Raw genomic sequence first — 20651 nt, forward strand, 5'->3', positions numbered from 1 at the left:
TATGCCAATGAAAGATTAACCAAAAACATACAGAGACAACTTTCTCGTCAAGAATACGCTGCTAATAAGAAAGGCTAGATCCTGTTCTCAAGCTTTATCTATATATTCCATATCCTTATGAGTTTAAGCATTACATATTCTTATTGCAATTTTAAAAACAGATTATCGATAATGCTTCGCTTTTTCCAGAAAAAATAAAATAAAATCAATTCAAAAGGTACTTCCCAGCGGGTTGGCTTCATTGCGGGGCAGGCTAGCGCGAACTATCGCTAGCGACAGAATTTTTAAATTGACTGTACATTGTACACATAACATATTGATAAATAATGATTTCAATATGTACACTGTACAGTATGTGAAACGTTTTCTTAGCAAGAAGTAATTTTTGTTACTTGACAATTCTATAGTAATGGGTATTCTCGAATCAGGTGCCTAGAAAACACCTTAGATGCATAGCGGATAGATTGCCGAAACAGTTTATTTTCCGCATATTAAAGGCTTTGACTCATTATATGCTACATGCGTATAATAGATCTGTCGGGTGTAGTTACGCTATACAATACCCTTTATGGGAAAAGCGTGACGACGGACTATGCACCGTGTTTTCTAGCACCCGGCATTCTTTGTGGAGTGTCAATAGAAAACCTCTAACTGCATAGGAGTTCATTATGAACACTCTTATTAAAATTACAGAACAAACGATTGATCAAGAAACTGTTCAAGCCGTCAACGCACGCGAATTATATACATTTTTGGAAGTCAATTCTAATTTTAGAGATTGGATAAAAAACCGTATTAAAGAATACGGCTTCCTAGAAAATAAGGACTTTATAAGTTTCGCTAAAATTTTAGCGAAACCCAATGCCTCCCAAAAAAATCAAGGCGTTGTGAGTTTCGGTAAAAATCTCCCAAAACCTAAAGGCGGTCGTCCAAGTACAGAATATCACATCACTTTAGACATGGCGAAAGAGCTCTCAATGGTTGAACGCAATGAAAAAGGACGTCAAGCACGCCGTTATTTTATTGAATGTGAAAAGAAACTGAGAAACCAAGCTGTTGATTATTGTGATGATATACGTTTTGCTTTCCCAAAAGATTGGGACAAAATGTCTCCAATACGTTGGTAGAAGAGAGCAAACATTATAAAGCTTTAATTAAAGAAGCAAAACAAGTTTTAGAAAGATCTGTCGTAAAGGCTGCTTAGACTTAAAACACATCTCCCCTCTCCGTTCTCAAAAATGGGGAGGTGGTTGGTTTAGCTGCCACTTGCTTTTTTTAAGACTTCACCCATACGTGTTCGCCAGTCTTTTCCTTGTTTTTTAAAAGAAGCAATAACATTTGGGTCGAGACGGAGAGTAACCGCTTGTTTAGGAGATTCAACGGGTGGACGCCCACGTTTACGGCGTTCTTCTGTTACATACTTAAAAAAGGAGGCTGGTAAAACGTCTTTAGCTGGCTTTAAGCGTGCAAGTTCTTCATCTGTTAGTGGTGGGGAATCCACAGCATCCCAATCTTCTTTTGTGTAGCCACATTCTGTTTCAAAGGTTTTTTTGATAGTCATTGAAAACCTCTCTTTCTTTTTTATTAGCTCGACGAAAACTGATAATGGATATTGCTTCATTGCCAAGCTTTGCAAAAACAATAACTGTTGTGCCATCCGCAAAATGTCCAATAGCCTTCATGCGGTTTGAATGTGTTGCATCAATAAGAGCATGTTCCCAGTCAAAGTAAATAATATCAGCAAAATCAAGCTTATGTTTATCAATGTTTAAAGCTCTTTTTGGTTCATCCCACACTATCTTCATATATTTTATGTACACGAAAAATAAAACCTTGTCAATAATTAAAGTGTACAATAATTCGTATAAACCATTCAAAATGGAGCAACTATGACCAAGAAAGTTCGTGAGGGGATATCGCTTCGTGCGTTTGCCAAAAAGATGCGTGTTTCTCCTAATGCAGTGGTTTCTCGATTTAAGACAGGGAAATTTGATAAAGCTCTTTTTGAAGATGGTTCTGTCAATGAAGCCCTTGCCACAAGCATCTAGAATGAGAATCCAACAAAACGCCCTGCTCCATTTTTAGCACCGGATGGTCAACCGCGAACAAAGATCAAACAAGCCTCTACAGAGGGTGCTAATGAATACGAAATTAAACTGGAGCGAATGCAAGTTGCCCTTGAAAGCGAGAAGATTGCCCTTGAACGCTTACGCGAAACAACCGTTGACCGTGAAGAAGTCAAGAGAGCAGCGCGTGAGTTTGGAAGAGCACACCGTGACGCTATGTTGAATTTTCCTCATCGATTTGGTGCAAGCATTGCCGCACAGGTTGGATGTGATGCTGCAAGTCTAATCGGTGCCATTGATTATTACATGCGAAAGGCTTTGCTTGAAGCTGTTCATATTCCAGTTCCTTATCATGATCCTCAACCTCCAGAATGAGAGAGTTTTGGGGCGAGCAAAGAATGAATAATGGATGAGAATGCTGTTACAGAATTTTTCGCCCATGCCAATGATGCAAGACAACCGGACCCACCGTATACGGTTTCCCAATGGGCGGACAAGAATAGATACCTTAGCACCGTAGCCAGTGCTGAACCTGGATTGTGGAGAACAAAGCGGATCCCCTATTTGCGCGAAATCATGGATAATCTTTCCTCTCACAAACCGATTGAAACAACCATTGTCATGAAAGGAGCGCAGGTTGGCATGTCAGAGGCAGGACTGAACTTTTGTGGTTATGCCATTCATTATAGTCCGGGTCCTGCCCTTTATGTGATGCCGACCGTTGAGATAGCCAAAAAGCTTTCAAAGACGCGGCTTGATCCTATGATTATGGCAAGTCCCGTTTTAAGTGAACGCATAGCATAGCTCCTGCCCGTGCGCGTGACAGTGGCAATACGATGTTTTCGAAAGAGTTTGATGGTGGTGCATTGATGTTGACAGGAGCAAACAGTGCTGCTGGTTTGCGCTCTATACCTATCCGTTATCTGATTTTGGATGAGATTGATGGTTATCCTCTCAGTGTCGATAACGAAGGTGATCCAGTGATGATCGCAGATGTACCTGCCCATGAACAGAATTTAAGTCTCTGCTGGGGTAAGACAAAAAACTAAAGGAAGTTAGCTTAGCAGATGAAAAAGCTGCTAATGACATCCGCATTCTGCATGATTTTTAGGCTCAATCATTACTTGAAAACCTGTTGGGCTTTTATCATCCGCGTTGCAAGATTTTCTGAAACTCTGGCGTGATATCCCGACCGTAAACATGAACTGGCCATTCTGGATCAACAAATGGAAGCGCAACGCCCAAACCATACACAACGTCTTAAAGAAATATAGATTCAGGTTGATGTTGCTGAAAGTACTATATGTTCATGCCAAATAGCCCAGCAGTGTAAAATGCGTAGAGGCTTTGGCTGCCTCGATGCGTCCGGTTATTTTATCTATGCATTTTTCATTCTCTTCGCTACCACTACAACCACTGCTCCCTTCAAGCCATTAGATCAGCGTATCGGCATTAGTGACGAACTGATCGCTGTATGGGACGTTGAAACACAGATGTTGTTTGCTGCTGTGATATCTTTCTGTTTTGATCAAGAGTTCTTAGAAAAATTACGCCAAAATCCTTGAAAATCATGATTTTATTCACTTGATAAGCGCCTAGAATGAAACGTTACTGTAATTGTAAAAGCATTGAAAACAATGAGATAACGCCATAAACACACTATTTTACAAAGCCATAATTGAGAACCTTCAAAACGAAAAATACACCGATGCAGAACTGAAAGCGCTACTGAATGCTTTTGAATATACGATCAAGAAAATGGCTATCACGCTGGACAACAAGACTTGTGGTATGAGCTAAAGATTATGCCACTGCTAAACAATACAGAATTGACCTCTTTACGTTGATGATTGAGCCTAGGAAGTACTCGGGAAAGGGCAATGGCATGGTGTATTTGAATACGTCAGCAAGAAATTGAAAGTTATAGAAACCTGAAAAAATAAGACATATCACACAAAACGAACTGAACCTGATTAAACGGTTAGAGGTTTTTTATCAAACCTTTTATTTTTGTCTAGTAGGCTATCCCACCATCGTTGCAATCATATCGTTAAAGATGATGAGGAATTCTCAGTGAGTATTGATGAAACACAAGACGAAGAGTTGTTGCGACAAGATGCGATGATTGCAGAACTTTCTTGCTATGGCTGATTAATGCACCGCTGACAAATCGCCAACCCGATGCCTTGCTATCTTTCACCTATAATCTGAGCGGTGAAACACTCTAACTCTCAACACTGCGCTGTAAAATCTAACCGTGAGAAACACGATAAAGTGCCGGAGCAATTCATAAGTTAGATCTAGGCAGGTAGATATAAGCTCTAAAAAGCTGGTATAACGATGAGCTGTTGAAGCTGGTTTGTATAGACTATTCTTAAACTCATCCTCAACCTGATAGAATCTTTTCCTCGCCACCTTATTATAATCATAATTAGCACATTCCTACTTCAAGTAATTAATTTAAAAGAAAGGTAGAAAACTACAACTTAAATCATAATCTCACATTATTGTACCCCATCCAATATGAGAAAAATTGCACGATTTAATTGAATCTCTATAGCCTTTTCTGTTTGGGCAGCAATATGAGATGTGACATAAAATCGATCTGGACCAAGTGATAGAAGCCCTTGGGGATCATCAGTTATGCCTTTATTGTTTTCCCACTCTTGATAATATCCATCCATATAAAAGAAATTTAAATCGCCAGCCTTAAGCAGCTCTTGAACATCTGCAGGTACGACTGTTCTCGGATTGGAAAAGCAAAGGATAGATAACTTTGGATTCGCGCACGATAGGCTAAACCGATTGATGATTCCTTTGGTAGAATCATTGAAAGAAACACACATAACCAAAGCATCACAAGTTGAAACGATACCTTTGAGATCAGATCGCATAAGACCAAGTTCTTTCTCAAGCGTAGATTTTGAACTCCGGCTGGCATAGAGAATCTTCGCTTTTGAAATGAGACGTATCTTTCGGGCAAGAAGAGAGCCGATCCCTCCAAGTCCTAAGATGCCAATTCGACTTTCTGAAAGCTCTTTTCTGGGTTTTTGCCACCAAGCCGAACCATTACGCATTTGTTCATAACTATTGAAGGTACATGCAAGAGAGCTGATCAGTATGGAAAGCGCATATTCAGCTACGCTGTTGCAATTCATATGGGGTGTGTTTGATAGCCGAATACCTGTACTGCGAATCGCCTCTTCATTCACAAAGCTTGACACACCTGTGCCTAGAAGCACCAAATGTTCTAGCTTGCTCAATTCGGATAACTCTCGGCAACCAATATATTCCGGTCCTCCCAAAATATAGTGGGTCACATCCGGAAAATAAGCGCGTATTTCATCAAAATTCTTAGGATTTTCTATATGAATGATCTGAAAACCTGCAGTCTGCAATTGCACCAAATGATTTTTCAGAGACGGTAAAGCACCTGTAGCCAACAACAAGCGTTGTCTATAATTACGAGAAGATTTTTTCATGATGAATTTTCATTCTATTAGTTCAATTTCACTAATCTGTCCTCTTCACAGCTCGCTTTCAGAAATAGTAAATCTTTTTACGCATTCATCAAAAATTTTCTATCTCAATGAGCTATGAGGACAGTTTCTCTTATAATCACTCTAATCCAAGGTATTATCCGGATAGAACCTTATAATAGCTTGAATCAACATGATATCACTCATAATTTGGCTGATTAATAAGTATTTCTAACTCCCTCTCCAATACCCATGCCGCGATAACGGAAGCCGTTTCTTACATCCTGACACGCCAACACAGCGTAGAAAACCAATTGGTTTCCCTTTAAAATACCACATTATGTACCTTCTCGACCTTATAACTACGCGGCTATAATAATCCCATACTTTGTGTGATATATCCTAGTATCATTACGGAATTCCCCTTGTAATAATAGAATCTACTATTTTAGTGCTCATGACTAAGCTATTTAAAGCTTTTCAAGCTTGAAATTAAAGTTTTTTACGAAGCCATCATTTGTTTCAGCGGGTCGTTGCTGCCTGTTAACAATTTTTTTAAGTTGTTCCTTGTGTATCTGAAAATATGATTTCTGCGTATGCTGCAAGCTTTCCTTTATATAAAAATTGACTTTAGGTAAATTCCACGGTGGTATCGATGATAAAAAATGGTGTTCTGCATGATAGTTGCTGTTAAAAAGAAAATACTTTAGAATCCTACTCTTAAGATAAACCGTTCGTGTATTTGATAACTTATTTTTACTCAAGCTACATTCATAGTGCTCGGCAAAAGATGTATAAAAGTTAAATGATAAACCAATCTGCAACGGCAACCAATATCCCATTAAGCTGCGCTTTGGATAATAGAAAGTTACAAATACAATAACAACCATCCATCCTAGAAGCAATAGCGTATCCAGCTTCACATAGTTAAGCTGTTTCCTATTCTTAATAAAGAATGGACCATAGTTGAATAAGCTTGCAATAGATAATCTGAAAAAACCATAGATAAAATCTAGATTTGATAAAGCCAAAAAATAGCTCGGAAAAGAATTAAGCTCTCCTTTCGGTTCTGTATCCCCTGGTTGAGATGTTCTTTGATGATGCACCAAGTGAAAAAACTTATATAATGAAAAATTCATTAATATAGGCATTGAAAAAAGCGTTCCCAAAATACGATTTAATTTTCTGCTGGCAAATAACGTGCCATGACCACAATAATGCATAACTGAAAATAATCCCGAAAACAGAATGCCCAGAAGTCCGTCTGCAAGAATCCAAGTGTAGATGCTATCAAATTTAATTGCGAGCAATAAAATAGTTAGGTAAACTAAAACCATAATCAATAAACGCCCTAAACCTTTATACGACTTTCGTTTCGACAGCTCTTTTAAATGCGGCTTTATGGCTATAAAGTGGATCCGTTCTAACTCTTCTAATTCATTATCAGTCATTAAATTAATAATACCTCCATTGGAAATAATTTTATTTCTCTATTAAAAAGCATTAACTCTTAATATACCTAAAGCACTGCCATTTTGTACGTTGATAATATGCTCACCATTCCCAGCACGAACCATACCTCCACAAAATTTTTCATTAAACATATATAAGCCAAACACAATATTTGAATATTCTTTGCTGTTTTTTTTAGCTTTATCAACTATCGTAACATCGTATTTATTACTCTCAACGAAACTTTGAACAATGTACTTTTCTTCACTTACAAGTATATCTTCAATCTTTTGTCGCCATATTTTTTCAGAAACATCTCTTCCTACTACAACTCCTCTCCCCCCACAGCCAATAGAAGGTTTCATTACATAATTTTTTTTGTTCATCGTAAGGATAATTTCCATAGTATTATTATCCAGAACGAATGTCTTAGGAATATACTTATCAACTAAAATGCGCTCTTCAGGTGACAGCAATCCACTATTTAAAGCTTTATAGATCAAAGCTAAGTTCATTTTATTCATTAGAATTTCGGATAGAGGTGAAATTGTAGGATACAGAAATTTTTCTTTTATCAGTGCAAAATAGGTTTCATATCTATCTACATTTCGGTCCACATCAATGTAAGAAAACAGCTCAAGAGCAATAACAGGCTCATCAAAAGAAATATTTTGCAATTTAGCTGCTGTAATGACCTCTATTTTTTCGATTCCGCAATGCTGTAATCCGTTCATAATCCACCGTGTTGCTTCAGGTTCATGTATATAGTAATCATCATCCTCAATAATGAGAATTCTATTTACTTTAATTTTATGCATGTATTTTTTTAGATAGTCTGACAATCCGAATAAAGGATGAACCCAAGTTTCGTTACTGTTGCAATCTAGAGTAGTTTTTAGCTCTTGAAGCTTCTTTTGGCATACGCCCCCTAGAGCCAAGCCAGCATTCAATTCAATTACTTTTATCTGATTACCTGAAATAAAAAAATCCCAACGATATGGGATACAATCACCTTGTATCTTGAATCTCTGCAATACAGAAATTAACTGGTCACTTAATCCTAAATTTTTAAACCACTGTTTTTGACTTCCTGAAAATAGCTTATCCTTTAAAGAAAATATCATCTTATACAGGCAGTAGAAATCGTTTGCTAAAGCTTGGGTCTGATGTTTTTCGAAAATGAACGAGGATACCAATAACTTCCATCCAGGTAAAATAAACCCATCTTCTAAAGCGACTTTCTGCATTTGAAATAAGAGGTCGCTTGTCTCAATGTCCGCTTTAACCATTACATTAAAATTGAAATCTTTATGAATGGTATTTACAGAAAATTGACATAATGCATTCTGGGTATCAGCTAGTACAGATTGACGATTTGTTGAAGTAAAAACAATATCTGCTAGAGTATTGGAGTAGCTCATTTCAGCAGAAGCGCTTTCTCCTACTGAAGCTGTTCTTATATAATAAACTTCAGATTTATAGCCTATTTCTGGTAAAAAAATATTTTCAACATTAATTTGTGAAATATTATTTGGTAGCTTGGGAAAGTGAATTAATGAAGCAGCTTTTAATCTAGGCTTAGCATATTTTTCTTCTATACTCACACCAATAGAAAGTAAGAAATGTCCCTCAATTATATCAATATCTGAAGAGGCTTTAATCATCATCGGAATTAAACCACCTGCTGGACGCAACCCGACTTCTAGAAATAGGTGTGGACTTGAATCACGATAAAACGCTTCAATATGAAGCGCGCCATTTGGAGGATTAAAAGTTTCAATGACTTCTGTAATAAACTTATTCCACCGAAGCAGCTTTTGTCTGTCTGTTTCAATTATAGAAACTAGAGGAGCACCATTAATAGCTCCATAACCAGCATTTTCTTGGTAACATCCTACAGAATAGAAAACGCACTTAGTGTTTTCTACCAAGACATCAATATGATATAGGTTATCACTAATATATTCTTGTATTATAGAGTCTGATATCTTTTTAAGAGCATTTAATGCTTCATTTTGATTTTTGCATAACATGACCCCAATTGAAGCTGCTTGATCTACGGGTTTTATTACAATCGGATACGTAGTACGGTTACTGAACACGTCTTCTTTTGTATATTGCACAGGTTGAACAAGTTTTCCGGTTTTGCTGATTTGCTCCGCCATCATAGCCTTATTTCTGAACCTTAGCATTTGCTCTAAGCTTAGCTTTGGCTTTAATTTGAAAAATTTTTCAAGATAATGTGCACTTGAAACTGCAAACTCTTCCATAGCAACAATGTGTGTAGGCTTAAAGCTATCAGTTATTTTAACAGCTAAGCTTTTTAAAACTTCAATATTTTCCATATCACTAATCTGAATACAGTTTTTTTGAGGAGCGCTAGAAGTTTGATTATAACATTCTTGAATTATAATATATTCGCCAATTAGGTGAGTATATCTCTTTACGATATCTTCTACTTCAGCCTTCATCCGTTCGCTCGTTACGAGAATTACTGGAAAAATTAAACCTTTTGTTTTTGCCATAGTCCCCTCACCCTCCAAGTAAAACCCGTTTTTTCATTAAAACTCTAAAGAATTGCCACGCAACAAAGACACAAATTACAGTTGAAAGCCAATAATAATATATTAAACTTGAATATGGGTTTAATAGTGCCGTTACAGTTATGCCCGCACCTACCAATGAGGGCACAAGAGAGATTATAGCTATCAAACTCACCACGCTAAATAGATGCGGTGGCAATAGATTGAGTTTGAACATCTCGCTATGTATATATTCAACAGGAAGATATTTTTGACTTAAAAGTGAAATAGAATGCAGAAACGTTACAAAGGCTAGATTGGAAATGACAGTAAAAAAAACTGTCAACAAAGTAATTGTTATAGACAGCAGAGTGAAATTCAATTTGGGCATATTAACATACAATGCGTCTAAAATCAGTAAACCAAAGAGTATTAGTAAGTTATTATTATTCGCCCATCGCAATAACATATGATAAAAGAGTGGAACTGGCTGCATTAAGAGCGGCTCTAATTTTCCTGAAAGAAGCGCATAAAAAAAATTATTTATCGATGAAGCAAAAGTGTTTAGTAATAATGATATCACTAACATAAAAAAAATAAGACCGTTAAATTCTTCTAGAGTCCATCCTTTTAATGAGCTCGTATTTTGATAAATAGAATCAGCATATAATAATCTAATAAGGGTCACGATAAATGTTAAGGCAATGTACCCCACGAGATTGGCTTTATAGGCGCTGGAGTTTTTCAAACTATTTGAAACATAAGCTTGAAATTTTCCCATAATTTTAACCTCCTGCTGTTTCATATTTAGTCATAACAACTTTCCAATAAATTGCGCAAAGAACAATGAATACAAACATATATAAGTTTAACTGAAGAGAATATGAGATTAAATTACCAATATTGGGGTCGATAATCAGTTCAGCGGGTGCGGCAATGATAAATCTGAACGGATTATAAAACATGATAGGTGCTATAGTTTCAGGCCAAAAGCTTGGGGGCAACATGGTCCCGCCTAATATGCCTTGCAGCGCAGATAACAGCGCTAAAAGAAAATCAGGCCGAACAAATTTAAATGTGCTAAGAGCCATAAAAAGACCAATTAAATAACACAATATTTGGGTCTCTATGATATAGATAATCGTCCAGAACCAATAGAACGGGCTTATAATTTCGACTTCAAAAAGAAAAAAACAAACAGCCACAATGATAATAATTGGCCATGCATAGATAATAGCACCACCCAAAAAATCCCAAAATCTTTGAACCGGAATGGGTATAGGCCAAAGTAAACGGGGTTCGAGTTCACCAGCTTGAATGTTTCGTGCAAAATATTCAATCACACTGTAAGAATTGTTAAGCCGCCAAAATGCTATAGAAATTGCAAAGTAGAACATTAATTGCTGAAAATTATACCCGCTTACACTTTCCTCCGCATTGCCGGCGTAAATATAGTGCCAAATAATATATTGCGTGATAAAAGGAATACTCGTTGCCAATAATAGATCGATTATGAGCATATATTTATCAATAAGGATCTCCTTGACGGCTATAAAAGCGAATAGCTTTGCACAACCAAGATATAGCCGCACTGTATTTAGCATCAGGAAAGGTTTTAAACGCATTCTTGCTTCGCCCTGTCCTTAAATTGTTTTAAATAAATGTCTTCAAGAGAAGGCGGAGAAAATTGAATTAAGATATTTGGCTGATCCATGACAAGCTTTTGTAAACATTCAAACATTTTATCTTTGATATCTGCGTCAATCAGCCATTCCATTTTCGATTGCGTCATGGCTTTTGAAATTATTTTACCTTGAGTTGAAATATGATCAACAGCTGCCTTGACTTGTTCAATAAAATCATCCGAAAGTGGGCGCTCTTGTACAACAAGTGAGCTTGTTACAAAATTGCCAACTTTTTCTGATACTGTACTGACAGAACCATCAAAAATAATTTCACTTTCCTTGAGAAAAACAATCCTAGAAGCACAATGTTCTATATCCGCCATATCATGGCTTGTTATGATAATTCCTTTATTTTGCTGCTTAACAAGACTGTGAAGATATTTGCGCAACTCATATTTGGATAGGATATCCAGCCCAACAGTCGGCTCATCTAATATCAGTAAGTCGGGGTCATGAATAAGGGCGGCAACAACTTCACATTTAACCCTTTCCCCAAGGCTTAAATTTCGAACCTTCCTATTGAGTATTGAAGACAGACCCAAAGCTTGCGTAAGCTCTTCCAGCTTTAACATGAAATTTTTACGATCTATATCATAGATTTTCTGTAATACAGCATAACTGTCTTTAACAGGCAGATCCCACCATAGGCTAGACTTATGTCCAAAAACAACGCCGATTCTTCTTAAGAAATCATAATCGCGATGTGAAGGGGAAGAACCCAACACCCTAACATTGCCGCAATCAGCTTTTTGTAAGCCGCAAATTGTTTTGACTAATGTGGATTTTCCTGCTCCATTTGGGCCCAAAAGTCCTAAACACTCTCCAGCTCTTAACTGAAGCGTCACGTTTTTTAATGCATATTTATCATTATTTTCTTGCCTCTTTGAGGGAAGAAAATAATCCCAGAAGGCTTTCTGACTTTTGTAAACCTTTGAGACATCCCTTACATCAACCAAAATTTTTTGATTATTCACCTTAACCATCAAGCTACCTTTCGAGCTTTATTTATTAACAGTTCCGCAATCGCATCTGGAAACTCAAATCGATCCATTAAAATGTCTGGCTCTGGATTAACTTCAATAAGGTAAAAATTCTCCCCTGCTCCTTCTATTATATCTACGCCTGCAATATCAAGTCCAAGAGCCTTAACAGCATCTAGAGCTAAGGAAGTAGCGAGATTATCAAATTTTTCTGGAGGCAAAATCTCAATGTGTCCTCCATGTGTACCATTGCAAATTGGGTACAATCCACCGGAATTAAAAGCATACCTTTTATTACAAACCTTAACTTCACCACTGACAATATCGCATCGCCAAATAAATCTACCCGGATTTTCAATGAAAGACTGAATTATAAATTGTCCATCACGCTTTAACCATTTTTTTATTTCATCCAGAGGTGGATTTTTTGCTGCAAATATCTGTACTTCATTCGAGCAAAAACCCAATGTTGATTTAGCCACTAAAGCTATATCCTTATTTAATAGAAACTTGTTGAATTGATTTAAGCTTTGAAATATATGAGTCTCTGGGATTGGAAAATCAAGTTTAGCCAAATAGATTGCTGTGAGAGCTTTATCGCGAGCTAATTGATAAGACAATGGTTGGTTAATTATCGCGTTGTTGACTGAAGGTAGATTTGCAAGCTGTATAAATTGAGAGTGATAAGAACACCTAAATTCTGCCAAGCGGTCCATAAAAATAGCGTCAAATTCGTCAAGATTTGAGGTAACTTCATTTGGGGCTGCTAATATTCTGATTTCTGACCAGTGAATAAACTCTGTATTAAAGTTTTTTCTTATAAGCGTAGCGTGCACTCTCTCTAAAAGAGGATGCATTTCATCATAGATAATCGCAATCATATATGAATGCATTGAATTTTCCTTAAAACTTAAGCTGTTTTTTTATATTGTTAAAGAATATGCGCCTCTTGAGTTTATGCAAAGGAGGAATATGATCTACAGTGACCAGCTCAACATCTATTTTTGAATGAAAAAGATAACACATTTCATTCGTAAAGTTCTTAATGCATTGCATCGCTTTGTTGGTAGGCGGACCGCTTTTCCAAACCGTTAAAATCCGTATCTTATTAACTTCTTCTTGTATTACTCTAAATTCAATGATGCCAGCGTCATCATGACTCAACCATTTTTCTGCAATTTCTAACATCATACCTGAAGGTACTAATCTATTACTTATACTCATAAATGCATCGTCTATTCTTCCATGTATTGCTTTTATTCGTCTATAGGATGACCCACAGCAACACTTTTCTCCAGCCCAACCATTATTACTTCCAGCTGTTTGCCCATACCACTGCCCAAAGTCACCTTGATCATAGCGGATTATAGGCATAGCCATGTTCCATAGTGAAGTACCAACAATCCTGCCAAAATCACTATGGCTATCAGTAATCAGCTCAATATGCGTGTCATGCTCCAAAAGGTGGTAGTTTCCTTCTGTACATTCATATGCCATCAAACCGACTTCCTCACTACTGTACTCATCTCGAACTTTTACATTTAATGATACTTCTAACCTATCCCGTTGGGTTCTAGTTGAAGTTTCAGAATTAGTACTCAAGCAAGTGACTCCCAGCTCCCCTAAATCTATATTAGAATCTGCTAATTTTTCTGCGGCACTAAATATTGAAGAAATAAATTTAGGTCTGAGCAGCTGAATATGCTGCTTGATTGACTCTATTGGGCAACGTTGAGATACCGTAAAAACTCGATAAAACCCACATAAGTTAGTATGCCACCAATGAGCATGATTAATATTATATATCCATTCTTTGGGATTTAGTTGATTGCCCGACATTTCTTCAAACATATTCATGCGATGGATTGTATCAATTTCAGTGAGCGATTGATCCATCATTATTTGTACTGGTCTACCCGTAGATCCAGTAGTTTCAAGGCCACGCAGTTCATCATGGAGCAAATGACTTGACAAATGATATGAATTGAGATCTCCTACAAAAGGTAAATGCTCTCGTGAAATTATTGGCAGTCGCGTAAAATCATCATATGATCGAATTTCCCCTACACTATAGCCTATCTCTTTATATAGATCACGATAAAAAGGCACTGATGTAAAAGCCCAGTCAACTAATTCTCCTAATCTCTGAAGTTTCCATGTGCGCAGGCTAACATCATTAGATCTCACTTTTAACTTTAGCATATTACGTGTATAGGACCATCTAGATAGCACCTTAGATTGAAGCCAAGGTAATTCTGGCTTTAAGAAAGCCCAATCTATTTTAAACCTTTCTATATCTTGAGCAACGTTAGAGCCTAATGTTTGCATATTCAGCCCCTATCTCCAACCACTGGACACAGCTTCACGTAACCTCTGCAATGCTAATTCAAATACACTGTCTTGCTTCATTAAACTTGCCCTCACAAATTGATGCCCTAATTCATCAGGACTACTCCAATAGAAATATCTACCAGGCAAAAGGCACAAGCCAAAAGCTTTACAGTGCTGCACGAATTCAAGATCACTAAAACCTGTTGCAGAGCAATCAATCCACTCTAACGGCATAACCGATGCAATAGATTTTTTTGCTATCTCTAAATTTGTTTGATTTAATATATTACGAAAATTAGTACGCCTAATATCCACTTCTTTCCATAATACTTCTTCTAATCCAATCTCGGATGCTTTTTCAACAATTCTGGTGATTACTTCCAAACTAAAGGGAGACACACATAAAAATATTTCCTCGTAAATTTGTTGTATTGCACTTTTAAGCTCAGAATGGAAGAGCATTAAGCTAGCTTTCATATCCTGCGTTGGAAAAGTCTTACCAGAATCTTCAATAATTACATATTTAACACCTGAACTATCCAATATCTTATGATAATCTGGTTTTCTACGATCATAAAAACTAAATGTAGCATCAATAACCAGTATGACAGTATACTCGCGACATACGTCAGCGATATTTGCAAGCTGGTTTTCATTAAAGATCATCCCTGTAGGATTGTTTGGATTTACTATAAATAAAGCGTCTAAACTATTTTCAAGAAAATACTTCGAAAGTGCATCTTTATCTGAAGACAAAATAAATAAATCATCTTCTAGAATCGGCACTAAGTTTACGTTGCGCCTTCTCATCAGTAGAGGGAGATTATCAAAACATGGTAATAAGAGAGCTGTCCTTTTTCGAGTGCAGGCTAAGTATGCACCTACTATATCAATAGAATTAGAGGCTGTCGGGCAAATAAGATATTCCGCATGTCTGGCCATCGTCGGTGATTTTGACAACTCACCCCATTTTTGAATGAATCGCGCCTCTATCTCAGGTATTTTGTGTGATTTTGCCCAGTCCCAACTATCTTTTAATCCCACAATAATATCATTAAAGCTCTCGTGAAGATTGTGATATGCATGACCATCCGCAAGATTTGCTTCTTGTGTTAAAGCAGACCTTTCATAGTACGTTAGTGCAGACTTAAACAATTGCTCCCCCCCACTATCTCTGAGTTTCAAGATACTTGTTAATACTAAAATAAAAATAAATCAATATTATTATTAAAAATATTTACTACGTCTCACGGAAATTTTTAAGTATTTTTAATAATTATAAATACTTAGCTATCTATAAAAATTTAACTTATTTTATAATTATGTGATTCACTGCTGTGGTTAGAAGGATTTATCATATTGCATCTGTAATTTTAAAAGTGTTTGGCCAGCATATCGAAGGCAATATGCCCCCTTGGAAAGCATAGCGTGACGTAGATTCTGTACTATTTGGCAATTTGCTGGGGAAATAGATCAAATATTCTTACCGAAAGAAGGAATGATGTCCGCCTTTCATGTGCTAATATTCAAAATTCTGATACTACAAGCTCTGCACAGTCTATCAAATGATAAGATACCAAAACAAAAGCTGAGTTTACTGAATGTCATAGGAATTAAATGAAACTTTAAATTAAAGATAATTAAATCAAAAAAATTGACTGCTTCCTAAAAAAACTACCTAGAAAATTGAAAACTAATCATGTTTTCAATGAACCCCAAAGAGATTCAAACGCAAGATTAGTACATTACTTTCAGTAATGTACTTAGAAATATATCGAGAACAGAAATCAAACCAGTACAAAGCACTGCAACATAAAATTTTCTTATCGTTATTTTCAGAGCAATTATTGGTGCTATTCAATGGTGAGTGTAGCAGTTTAAAACTCAAAGGGGTTCAATACAATGCCATTTCTAATAAATCAGTGTAGCTTGACAGCAAGTTTTATACAAATTCATTTTTTTAATGATTTTTAAAGGGGGCTCAAATGGTCTTCAAGAACCTTGAAAGATCATTTAAAGACCCTTTATCGGTCTTTTTTCTTCTCCTAAATATCATAATTGGTGATGAAAAGTTCCTTACAGCAATTATATTATTTGAAGAGTTACACAAATAAACTGTTCTCACCTTTTTTATATAGAATTGACTAAAAATCTTTCTGACTTCTGTCACATCGTTTAAAGACAGAAGAAACTTTCTCTTTAGTTGTGCAAGGAGCCTAGACATCGCCGGATAATCTTACCGCTTAAACAAATTCCTCCCATAATAATCCTCATGCTCCAGTAAGTCAATTCAAGATAAAACAAGGTATTTGGATGGTCATAACGTACAATAAATCAGATCAGTCTAAATATTCAACTGTAACACCTGCTAAACAAGGGTAAATAAGCTTTAATACGCCTTCAATTTTTAAAATATTAAACCGCGCGCTACGGCGGATTTCAACACTCATCGTACGATTGGATACATTCCTTCTAAAACTTAATCGCTTTAAATATAAAAACCTTGAAGCCCGTCTAAATACGTTAGGTTTTCTGGATCCTGCTGTATTAAACGTTGAAACTCCTCACGGCTACTAATTTTAAACTCTAACAGTTCTATAAATAGAGTGTTAACGGCGTTACAACACCCGAAAAAAATTCAGCATAAATACTATGAGGAATATCTTCAATGATTTTGACAATAGTTTTAGCTAACCTGCTTTTGCCACCAATATAAACAGCAGCTGGTGTAACTGGATCAACAAATTTTAATTTTTCATCGTAAAGTACATCCATCATTTTTAATACTCTTCCATCTATATTATCCATCTTCTCACTGTTTTAAGTGATAAGAAGTGACTGTGATATCAAGTTGTGTTGTATTGGACAGATGTGTTCCAAACTATCCCCCTTGGCTAGACCAACTCAGCCTCTATCTAAAGAGAAGAATTTTCCCTTTTCCTTAAGCGATAGGATGACTTGACCCTATTGCTCTTTCGCTAACCAAAGTGCAAACATTGCATTTTCATCTCATGGAGCATCATGATCAATCAAAGGTGCAGGTTACTCTTTTGATTTTCCGTTTTCACAAAGTTTTTTTCCCTTGTCAGGCACTTCTAGGGTAATTTCTGATCTGTATCCGCTTGTTTTCTCATAGCGGTGGATCATCGTTGCAACTTTCCAAGAGCCATTAATTTCTTCACGAAACCCTTGCAACAAAAGAAGTTAACCAGCCATGATTTAGGTATACCCTTGTAAGGTCAAAGAATCATTACCCGTAGTACGGCAGAGCCTATCTGATTCTGAGATGGCAGCAAGCTAAAGTCTCCTCTTAACAAGTGTAATAACTGCACAGACGCCGCACAAGGACCTGTAAAACCTGTTTAATGTTTTACTTGATGCTGTTGCCTTTGGAGGTGATCAAAATAACGCGCTTCTATGATACTATATTGAATGCGGAGCTCGTGCATAAATTACCAATGCGAACAATCACATTGATCGATTTCTTGTAAAGATAAATTATCTCCGCTTAAAAATAAAACTTATTGTCTTGGACTCCCAAACGCGCATGCATCTAGTCAACAAAACGTGTTAAAAAATTAATTGCCGACTGATCTGTACAAATCACATAAGGCAAAATTTGTTTGATAAACCGTGAGCTCACCTTTGCTTGATAACCATGACTTTTGGCTAATTTTTCAACAATCTCACCAATGGTTTTATAGTCAAAATGTTCACTGCTTTGTTCTTGAACTTCTCACACATCGAAGCACTTTTTCCATAAAGGTGGAAAGCTCTTCCTAAAACGATTAGAAATTAAGCCAGTCCACATAAAATTGATGGGAATCTAGCATTATCAAAGAATCTTTCATAGTATAGCTCCTATTATTCTGTTTTCTTCACTCTGTTCCGCCATGTAATGCATTGGCTTGTACCCATTGCAAAGCGTGACGAACCGCATGCCCCATCAGAGCAGAATCACGCGCGCAATTGACATGGACCCTAACATTTTGATGTTGATGAACAATAGAACACTCTTTGTCCTTTTGTTCTGTGAGAGGGAAGTTTGCATGATTAGCACCCGCAAATTGGGCAATGGGCTGAATAGCTGATTTGCCTCCAAATACACTTTGCAAAGGCAAAAACTCTTTTAAATCAATTGACCCAATCCATTCTTTAATGCAGCAGGGCAAAGATTTACAAAAATCCATCAATTGTGTGATTGAGTCTTTAAAACCATCGAAACAGTCCAAGTAGCTAAATTTTCTCCTGGCTTGTTCCATAACAATCTTAACACTGCCAGAAAGCTTTTTTTGTACAAAAAAGCCACTCAAGCATCCCTAACAGTTGGAAAATTTTTGTTTAAAGCCATCCTATAAATCTTTAAAGCTTTGTGTAACAGAGACAAATCCTTGTTTGAATTTTTGCCAAGAGCGAGAAAAAACAAAGACATTAGCGATAATGTTTTCCATCAGGTGATGCTTGCCGTATCAGCACCGCAAAAAGCATGACGGCTTCAAAGGTATGTCCAAAACGCATGTTATCTTCCGTGTAAGCCCTTTCATAAAAGAAGAAAAACGATCCCAATATTTCCACAAAGCAAAACTAACAGCGATAATAACAGCATCAATAACAGAGGCAATGCCTGCCCTAACCACTTCCCTATCACTGTCCCTATCCAAAAAATGTACTAGCAAAGCAGCAACCAATAAGCCCAACGAGCCGCTACCCTGAAGCGATGAGTAAACGCCAACTTGCCGTCAGTATGCAACTAACAACATCAGTCTTGATAAAAGAACTAATTAATTGAAGATGATAGAGTCTATTTCAATGTTGAATTTACACCAACAACACTAGCAGAACATATCACATTCCGTTCACGCATTGTGAATGATTATTTAGAGGAGATCTTTTAATGGCTATCCCCGTTTTACCAAGAGTTTTGAAATATTTTAACATTTTTGTCGACGGCATTCCCTATCAAGCAAAATGTGAAAGCGTAACATTACCGAATTTGAATTTGGTTGTTGAAAGTTATCGTGGTGGAGGCATGGATAGCTCTATTGAAGTTGACCTTGGTCTTGAAACCCTCACACTTAGCATGACCATTTCTGATTGCTCTCCAGAGTTGATGGCACTGTTGGGGCGCACTGATGTCGACATTTCATTACGAAGTTCAATGCAAGCGCAAGGCACACCAGCAGAAGGTGTTGTCATTACCATGAGAGGACTATGCAAAGGCTTTGAAATGGCAGAATGGCAACCAGGCAGCAAAGCAACATCCACAACTACCTTCACATTGCAGTATTTCAAATATGTCCAGAAGGACGTTGAAATCGTTGAGATAGATGTCCTCAACTTGGTGAGAAAATTCAATAGCGTCAATCAACTCGCAGACCATAGAGAAAATATAGGATTATAAAAATGACAGTCCAAACAAGCATTACACATAAATTATTGATACCTGTTACTTTTGAAGGAAAAGAGCACACCACAATTACCTTACAGCGCCCCAAAACAAAAGATGTGCAAGCAATCGACAAAAAAGAAGGCATAGAGCAAACAATTGCTATGGTTGCACGCCTTTCTGGATGGGCACATGAAGCGGTTGNTGCTATGGTTGCACGCCTTTCTGGATGGGCACATGAAGCGGTTGGAGAACTCGATATTAATGATTTGTCGAGCATTGGAGAGATTTTGGAGTCTTTTATCAAGCGGCGGGATACCTCGACTGGGAAACCGCCGCTAAACTCATAGCCGATATTGCCATTGTGTTCCATTGGTCCCTTTCAAAGATGATGGAAATGGAACCGCAAGAACTCATATTCTGGCGAAATCAAGAAGCAGAAAGGTATAAGACAAAATGAGTGAAAAAGTTGCTGATGCAAAGGTGAAACTGTCTCTTGAAGACAAACTCACCGCGCCTCTTAAACGTGTACAAAAAAAATTCGATACATTGTCTAAAACACTCTCACATAGTTTGGGTATTCCGCGCTTTTCTGCTGCTGTCAAAAACATGACGTCAAGTTTGAAAGGTGTTCAAAGTGCTCTTGGAGTGGCGGCAAGCCGTGCTTCGGTCTTTACTGGTGTCTTGGGGCTTGCTGGTGGTGGTCTTGTGGCAAGTGTAGCCGCCCTCACCATGAAAACCATGCATCTG

The 20651-nt window shown here is 37.1% G+C and carries 16 protein-coding genes and 6 pseudogenes; 8 read left to right on the plus strand and 14 right to left on the minus strand.

All coding sequences use genetic code 11. The features are described 5' to 3' along the window. Positions 1–668: 668 nt before the first annotated feature. Positions 669–1204: pseudogene (locus tag ACFIJW_RS07405) on the plus strand (antA/AntB antirepressor family protein). Positions 1205–1255: 51 nt separating this feature from the next. Here ACFIJW_RS07405 and ACFIJW_RS07410 read toward each other — a convergent pair. Together ACFIJW_RS07410 and ACFIJW_RS07415 are read right to left on the minus strand one after the other, a co-directional pair. Next, on the minus strand, positions 1256–1561 hold the full coding sequence (locus ACFIJW_RS07410; RefSeq protein WP_375630443.1) for a BrnA antitoxin family protein: 306 nt from the start codon (positions 1559–1561) through the stop codon (positions 1256–1258). Further along, positions 1539–1805, minus strand: coding sequence for a BrnT family toxin (locus tag ACFIJW_RS07415; protein WP_375633796.1), 267 nt, complete (start codon positions 1803–1805; stop codon positions 1539–1541). The genes ACFIJW_RS07410 and ACFIJW_RS07415 overlap by 23 nt, the downstream gene beginning before the upstream one ends. Before the next feature lie 84 nt (positions 1806–1889). Between ACFIJW_RS07415 and ACFIJW_RS07420 the strand changes: the two are divergent. The 3 genes and pseudogenes from ACFIJW_RS07420 (at position 1890) to ACFIJW_RS07430 (ending at position 3631) form a co-directional block, all read left to right on the plus strand. Then, positions 1890–2441 (plus strand): annotated as a pseudogene (locus ACFIJW_RS07420) (hypothetical protein). A 30-nt stretch (positions 2442–2471) separates the two neighbouring features. Beyond that, positions 2472–3061, plus strand: a pseudogene (locus tag ACFIJW_RS07425) (phage terminase large subunit family protein); the annotation flags it as partial. A gap of 339 nt (positions 3062–3400) precedes the next feature. Then, complete coding sequence (locus tag ACFIJW_RS07430) at positions 3401–3631, plus strand: hypothetical protein (RefSeq protein ID WP_375633797.1); 231 nt, start codon at positions 3401–3403, stop codon at positions 3629–3631. 939 nt (positions 3632–4570) lie between these two features. Here the strand turns inward: ACFIJW_RS07430 and ACFIJW_RS07435 are convergent. The 12 genes and pseudogenes from ACFIJW_RS07435 to ACFIJW_RS07490 form a co-directional block, all read right to left on the minus strand. Further along, on the minus strand, positions 4571–5548 hold the full coding sequence (locus tag ACFIJW_RS07435; RefSeq protein ID WP_375633798.1) for an NAD(P)-dependent oxidoreductase: 978 nt from the start codon (positions 5546–5548) through the stop codon (positions 4571–4573). A 467-nt stretch (positions 5549–6015) separates the two neighbouring features. Then, positions 6016–6996 carry a fatty acid desaturase family protein gene (locus ACFIJW_RS07440; protein ID WP_375633799.1) on the minus strand — a complete coding sequence of 327 codons (981 nt, stop codon included), beginning with the start codon at positions 6994–6996 and terminating at the stop codon, positions 6016–6018. A gap of 42 nt (positions 6997–7038) precedes the next feature. Continuing rightward, positions 7039–9522, minus strand: coding sequence for an acetyl-CoA carboxylase biotin carboxylase subunit family protein (locus tag ACFIJW_RS07445; RefSeq protein WP_375633800.1), 2484 nt, complete (start codon positions 9520–9522; stop codon positions 7039–7041). A 7-nt stretch (positions 9523–9529) separates the two neighbouring features. After that, positions 9530–10300: an ABC-2 family transporter protein gene (locus ACFIJW_RS07450; protein ID WP_375633801.1), complete on the minus strand. Its 771-nt coding sequence runs from the start codon at positions 10298–10300 to the stop codon at positions 9530–9532. Between the two features lie 4 nt (positions 10301–10304). Next, on the minus strand, positions 10305–11144 hold the full coding sequence (locus ACFIJW_RS07455) for a hypothetical protein (RefSeq protein ID WP_375633802.1): 840 nt from the start codon (positions 11142–11144) through the stop codon (positions 10305–10307). Then, complete coding sequence (locus ACFIJW_RS07460) at positions 11135–12187, minus strand: ATP-binding cassette domain-containing protein (RefSeq protein ID WP_375633803.1); 1053 nt, start codon at positions 12185–12187, stop codon at positions 11135–11137. The genes ACFIJW_RS07455 and ACFIJW_RS07460 overlap by 10 nt, the downstream gene beginning before the upstream one ends. Beyond that, positions 12187–13077 carry a RimK family alpha-L-glutamate ligase gene (locus tag ACFIJW_RS07465; protein WP_375633804.1) on the minus strand — a complete coding sequence of 297 codons (891 nt, stop codon included), beginning with the start codon at positions 13075–13077 and terminating at the stop codon, positions 12187–12189. The genes ACFIJW_RS07460 and ACFIJW_RS07465 overlap by 1 nt, the downstream gene beginning before the upstream one ends. 10 nt (positions 13078–13087) lie before the next feature. After that, the gene (locus ACFIJW_RS07470; RefSeq protein ID WP_375633805.1) at positions 13088–14512 is read right to left on the minus strand and encodes a phenylacetate--CoA ligase family protein; all 1425 of its coding nucleotides are present in this window, start codon (positions 14510–14512) and stop codon (positions 13088–13090) included. A 9-nt stretch (positions 14513–14521) separates the two neighbouring features. Then, positions 14522–15670, minus strand: a complete 1149-nt coding sequence (locus ACFIJW_RS07475; RefSeq protein ID WP_375633806.1) for an aminotransferase class I/II-fold pyridoxal phosphate-dependent enzyme — start codon at positions 15668–15670, stop codon at positions 14522–14524. 890 nt (positions 15671–16560) lie between these two features. Beyond that, positions 16561–17290: pseudogene (locus tag ACFIJW_RS07480) on the minus strand (DNA adenine methylase). Between the two features lie 267 nt (positions 17291–17557). After that, a pseudogene (locus tag ACFIJW_RS07485) lies at positions 17558–18295 on the minus strand (phage late control D family protein); the annotation flags it as partial. 98 nt (positions 18296–18393) lie between these two features. Continuing rightward, positions 18394–18828, minus strand: a complete 435-nt coding sequence (locus ACFIJW_RS07490; RefSeq protein ID WP_375633807.1) for a hypothetical protein — start codon at positions 18826–18828, stop codon at positions 18394–18396. A gap of 581 nt (positions 18829–19409) precedes the next feature. Between ACFIJW_RS07490 and ACFIJW_RS07495 the strand changes: the two genes are divergently transcribed. The 4 genes and pseudogenes from ACFIJW_RS07495 to ACFIJW_RS07510 form a co-directional block, all read left to right on the plus strand. Further along, entirely contained in the window at positions 19410–19916 is a 507-nt protein-coding gene (locus tag ACFIJW_RS07495; RefSeq protein WP_375633808.1) for a phage major tail tube protein, read from the plus strand. A gap of 2 nt (positions 19917–19918) precedes the next feature. Continuing rightward, positions 19919–20251, plus strand: a complete 333-nt coding sequence (locus tag ACFIJW_RS07500) for a phage tail assembly protein (RefSeq protein WP_375633809.1) — start codon at positions 19919–19921, stop codon at positions 20249–20251. A 47-nt stretch (positions 20252–20298) separates the two neighbouring features. Continuing rightward, complete coding sequence (locus tag ACFIJW_RS07505) at positions 20299–20361, plus strand: hypothetical protein (RefSeq protein ID WP_375633810.1); 63 nt, start codon at positions 20299–20301, stop codon at positions 20359–20361. Beyond that, positions 20358–20651, plus strand: a pseudogene (locus ACFIJW_RS07510) (phage tail protein); the annotation flags it as partial. The gene ACFIJW_RS07505 and the pseudogene ACFIJW_RS07510, both read left to right, overlap by 4 nt.

It is taken from the genome of Bartonella sp. MM97QHHN, assembly GCF_042194285.1.
Taxonomy (GTDB): Bacteria; Pseudomonadota; Alphaproteobacteria; order Rhizobiales; family Rhizobiaceae; genus Bartonella.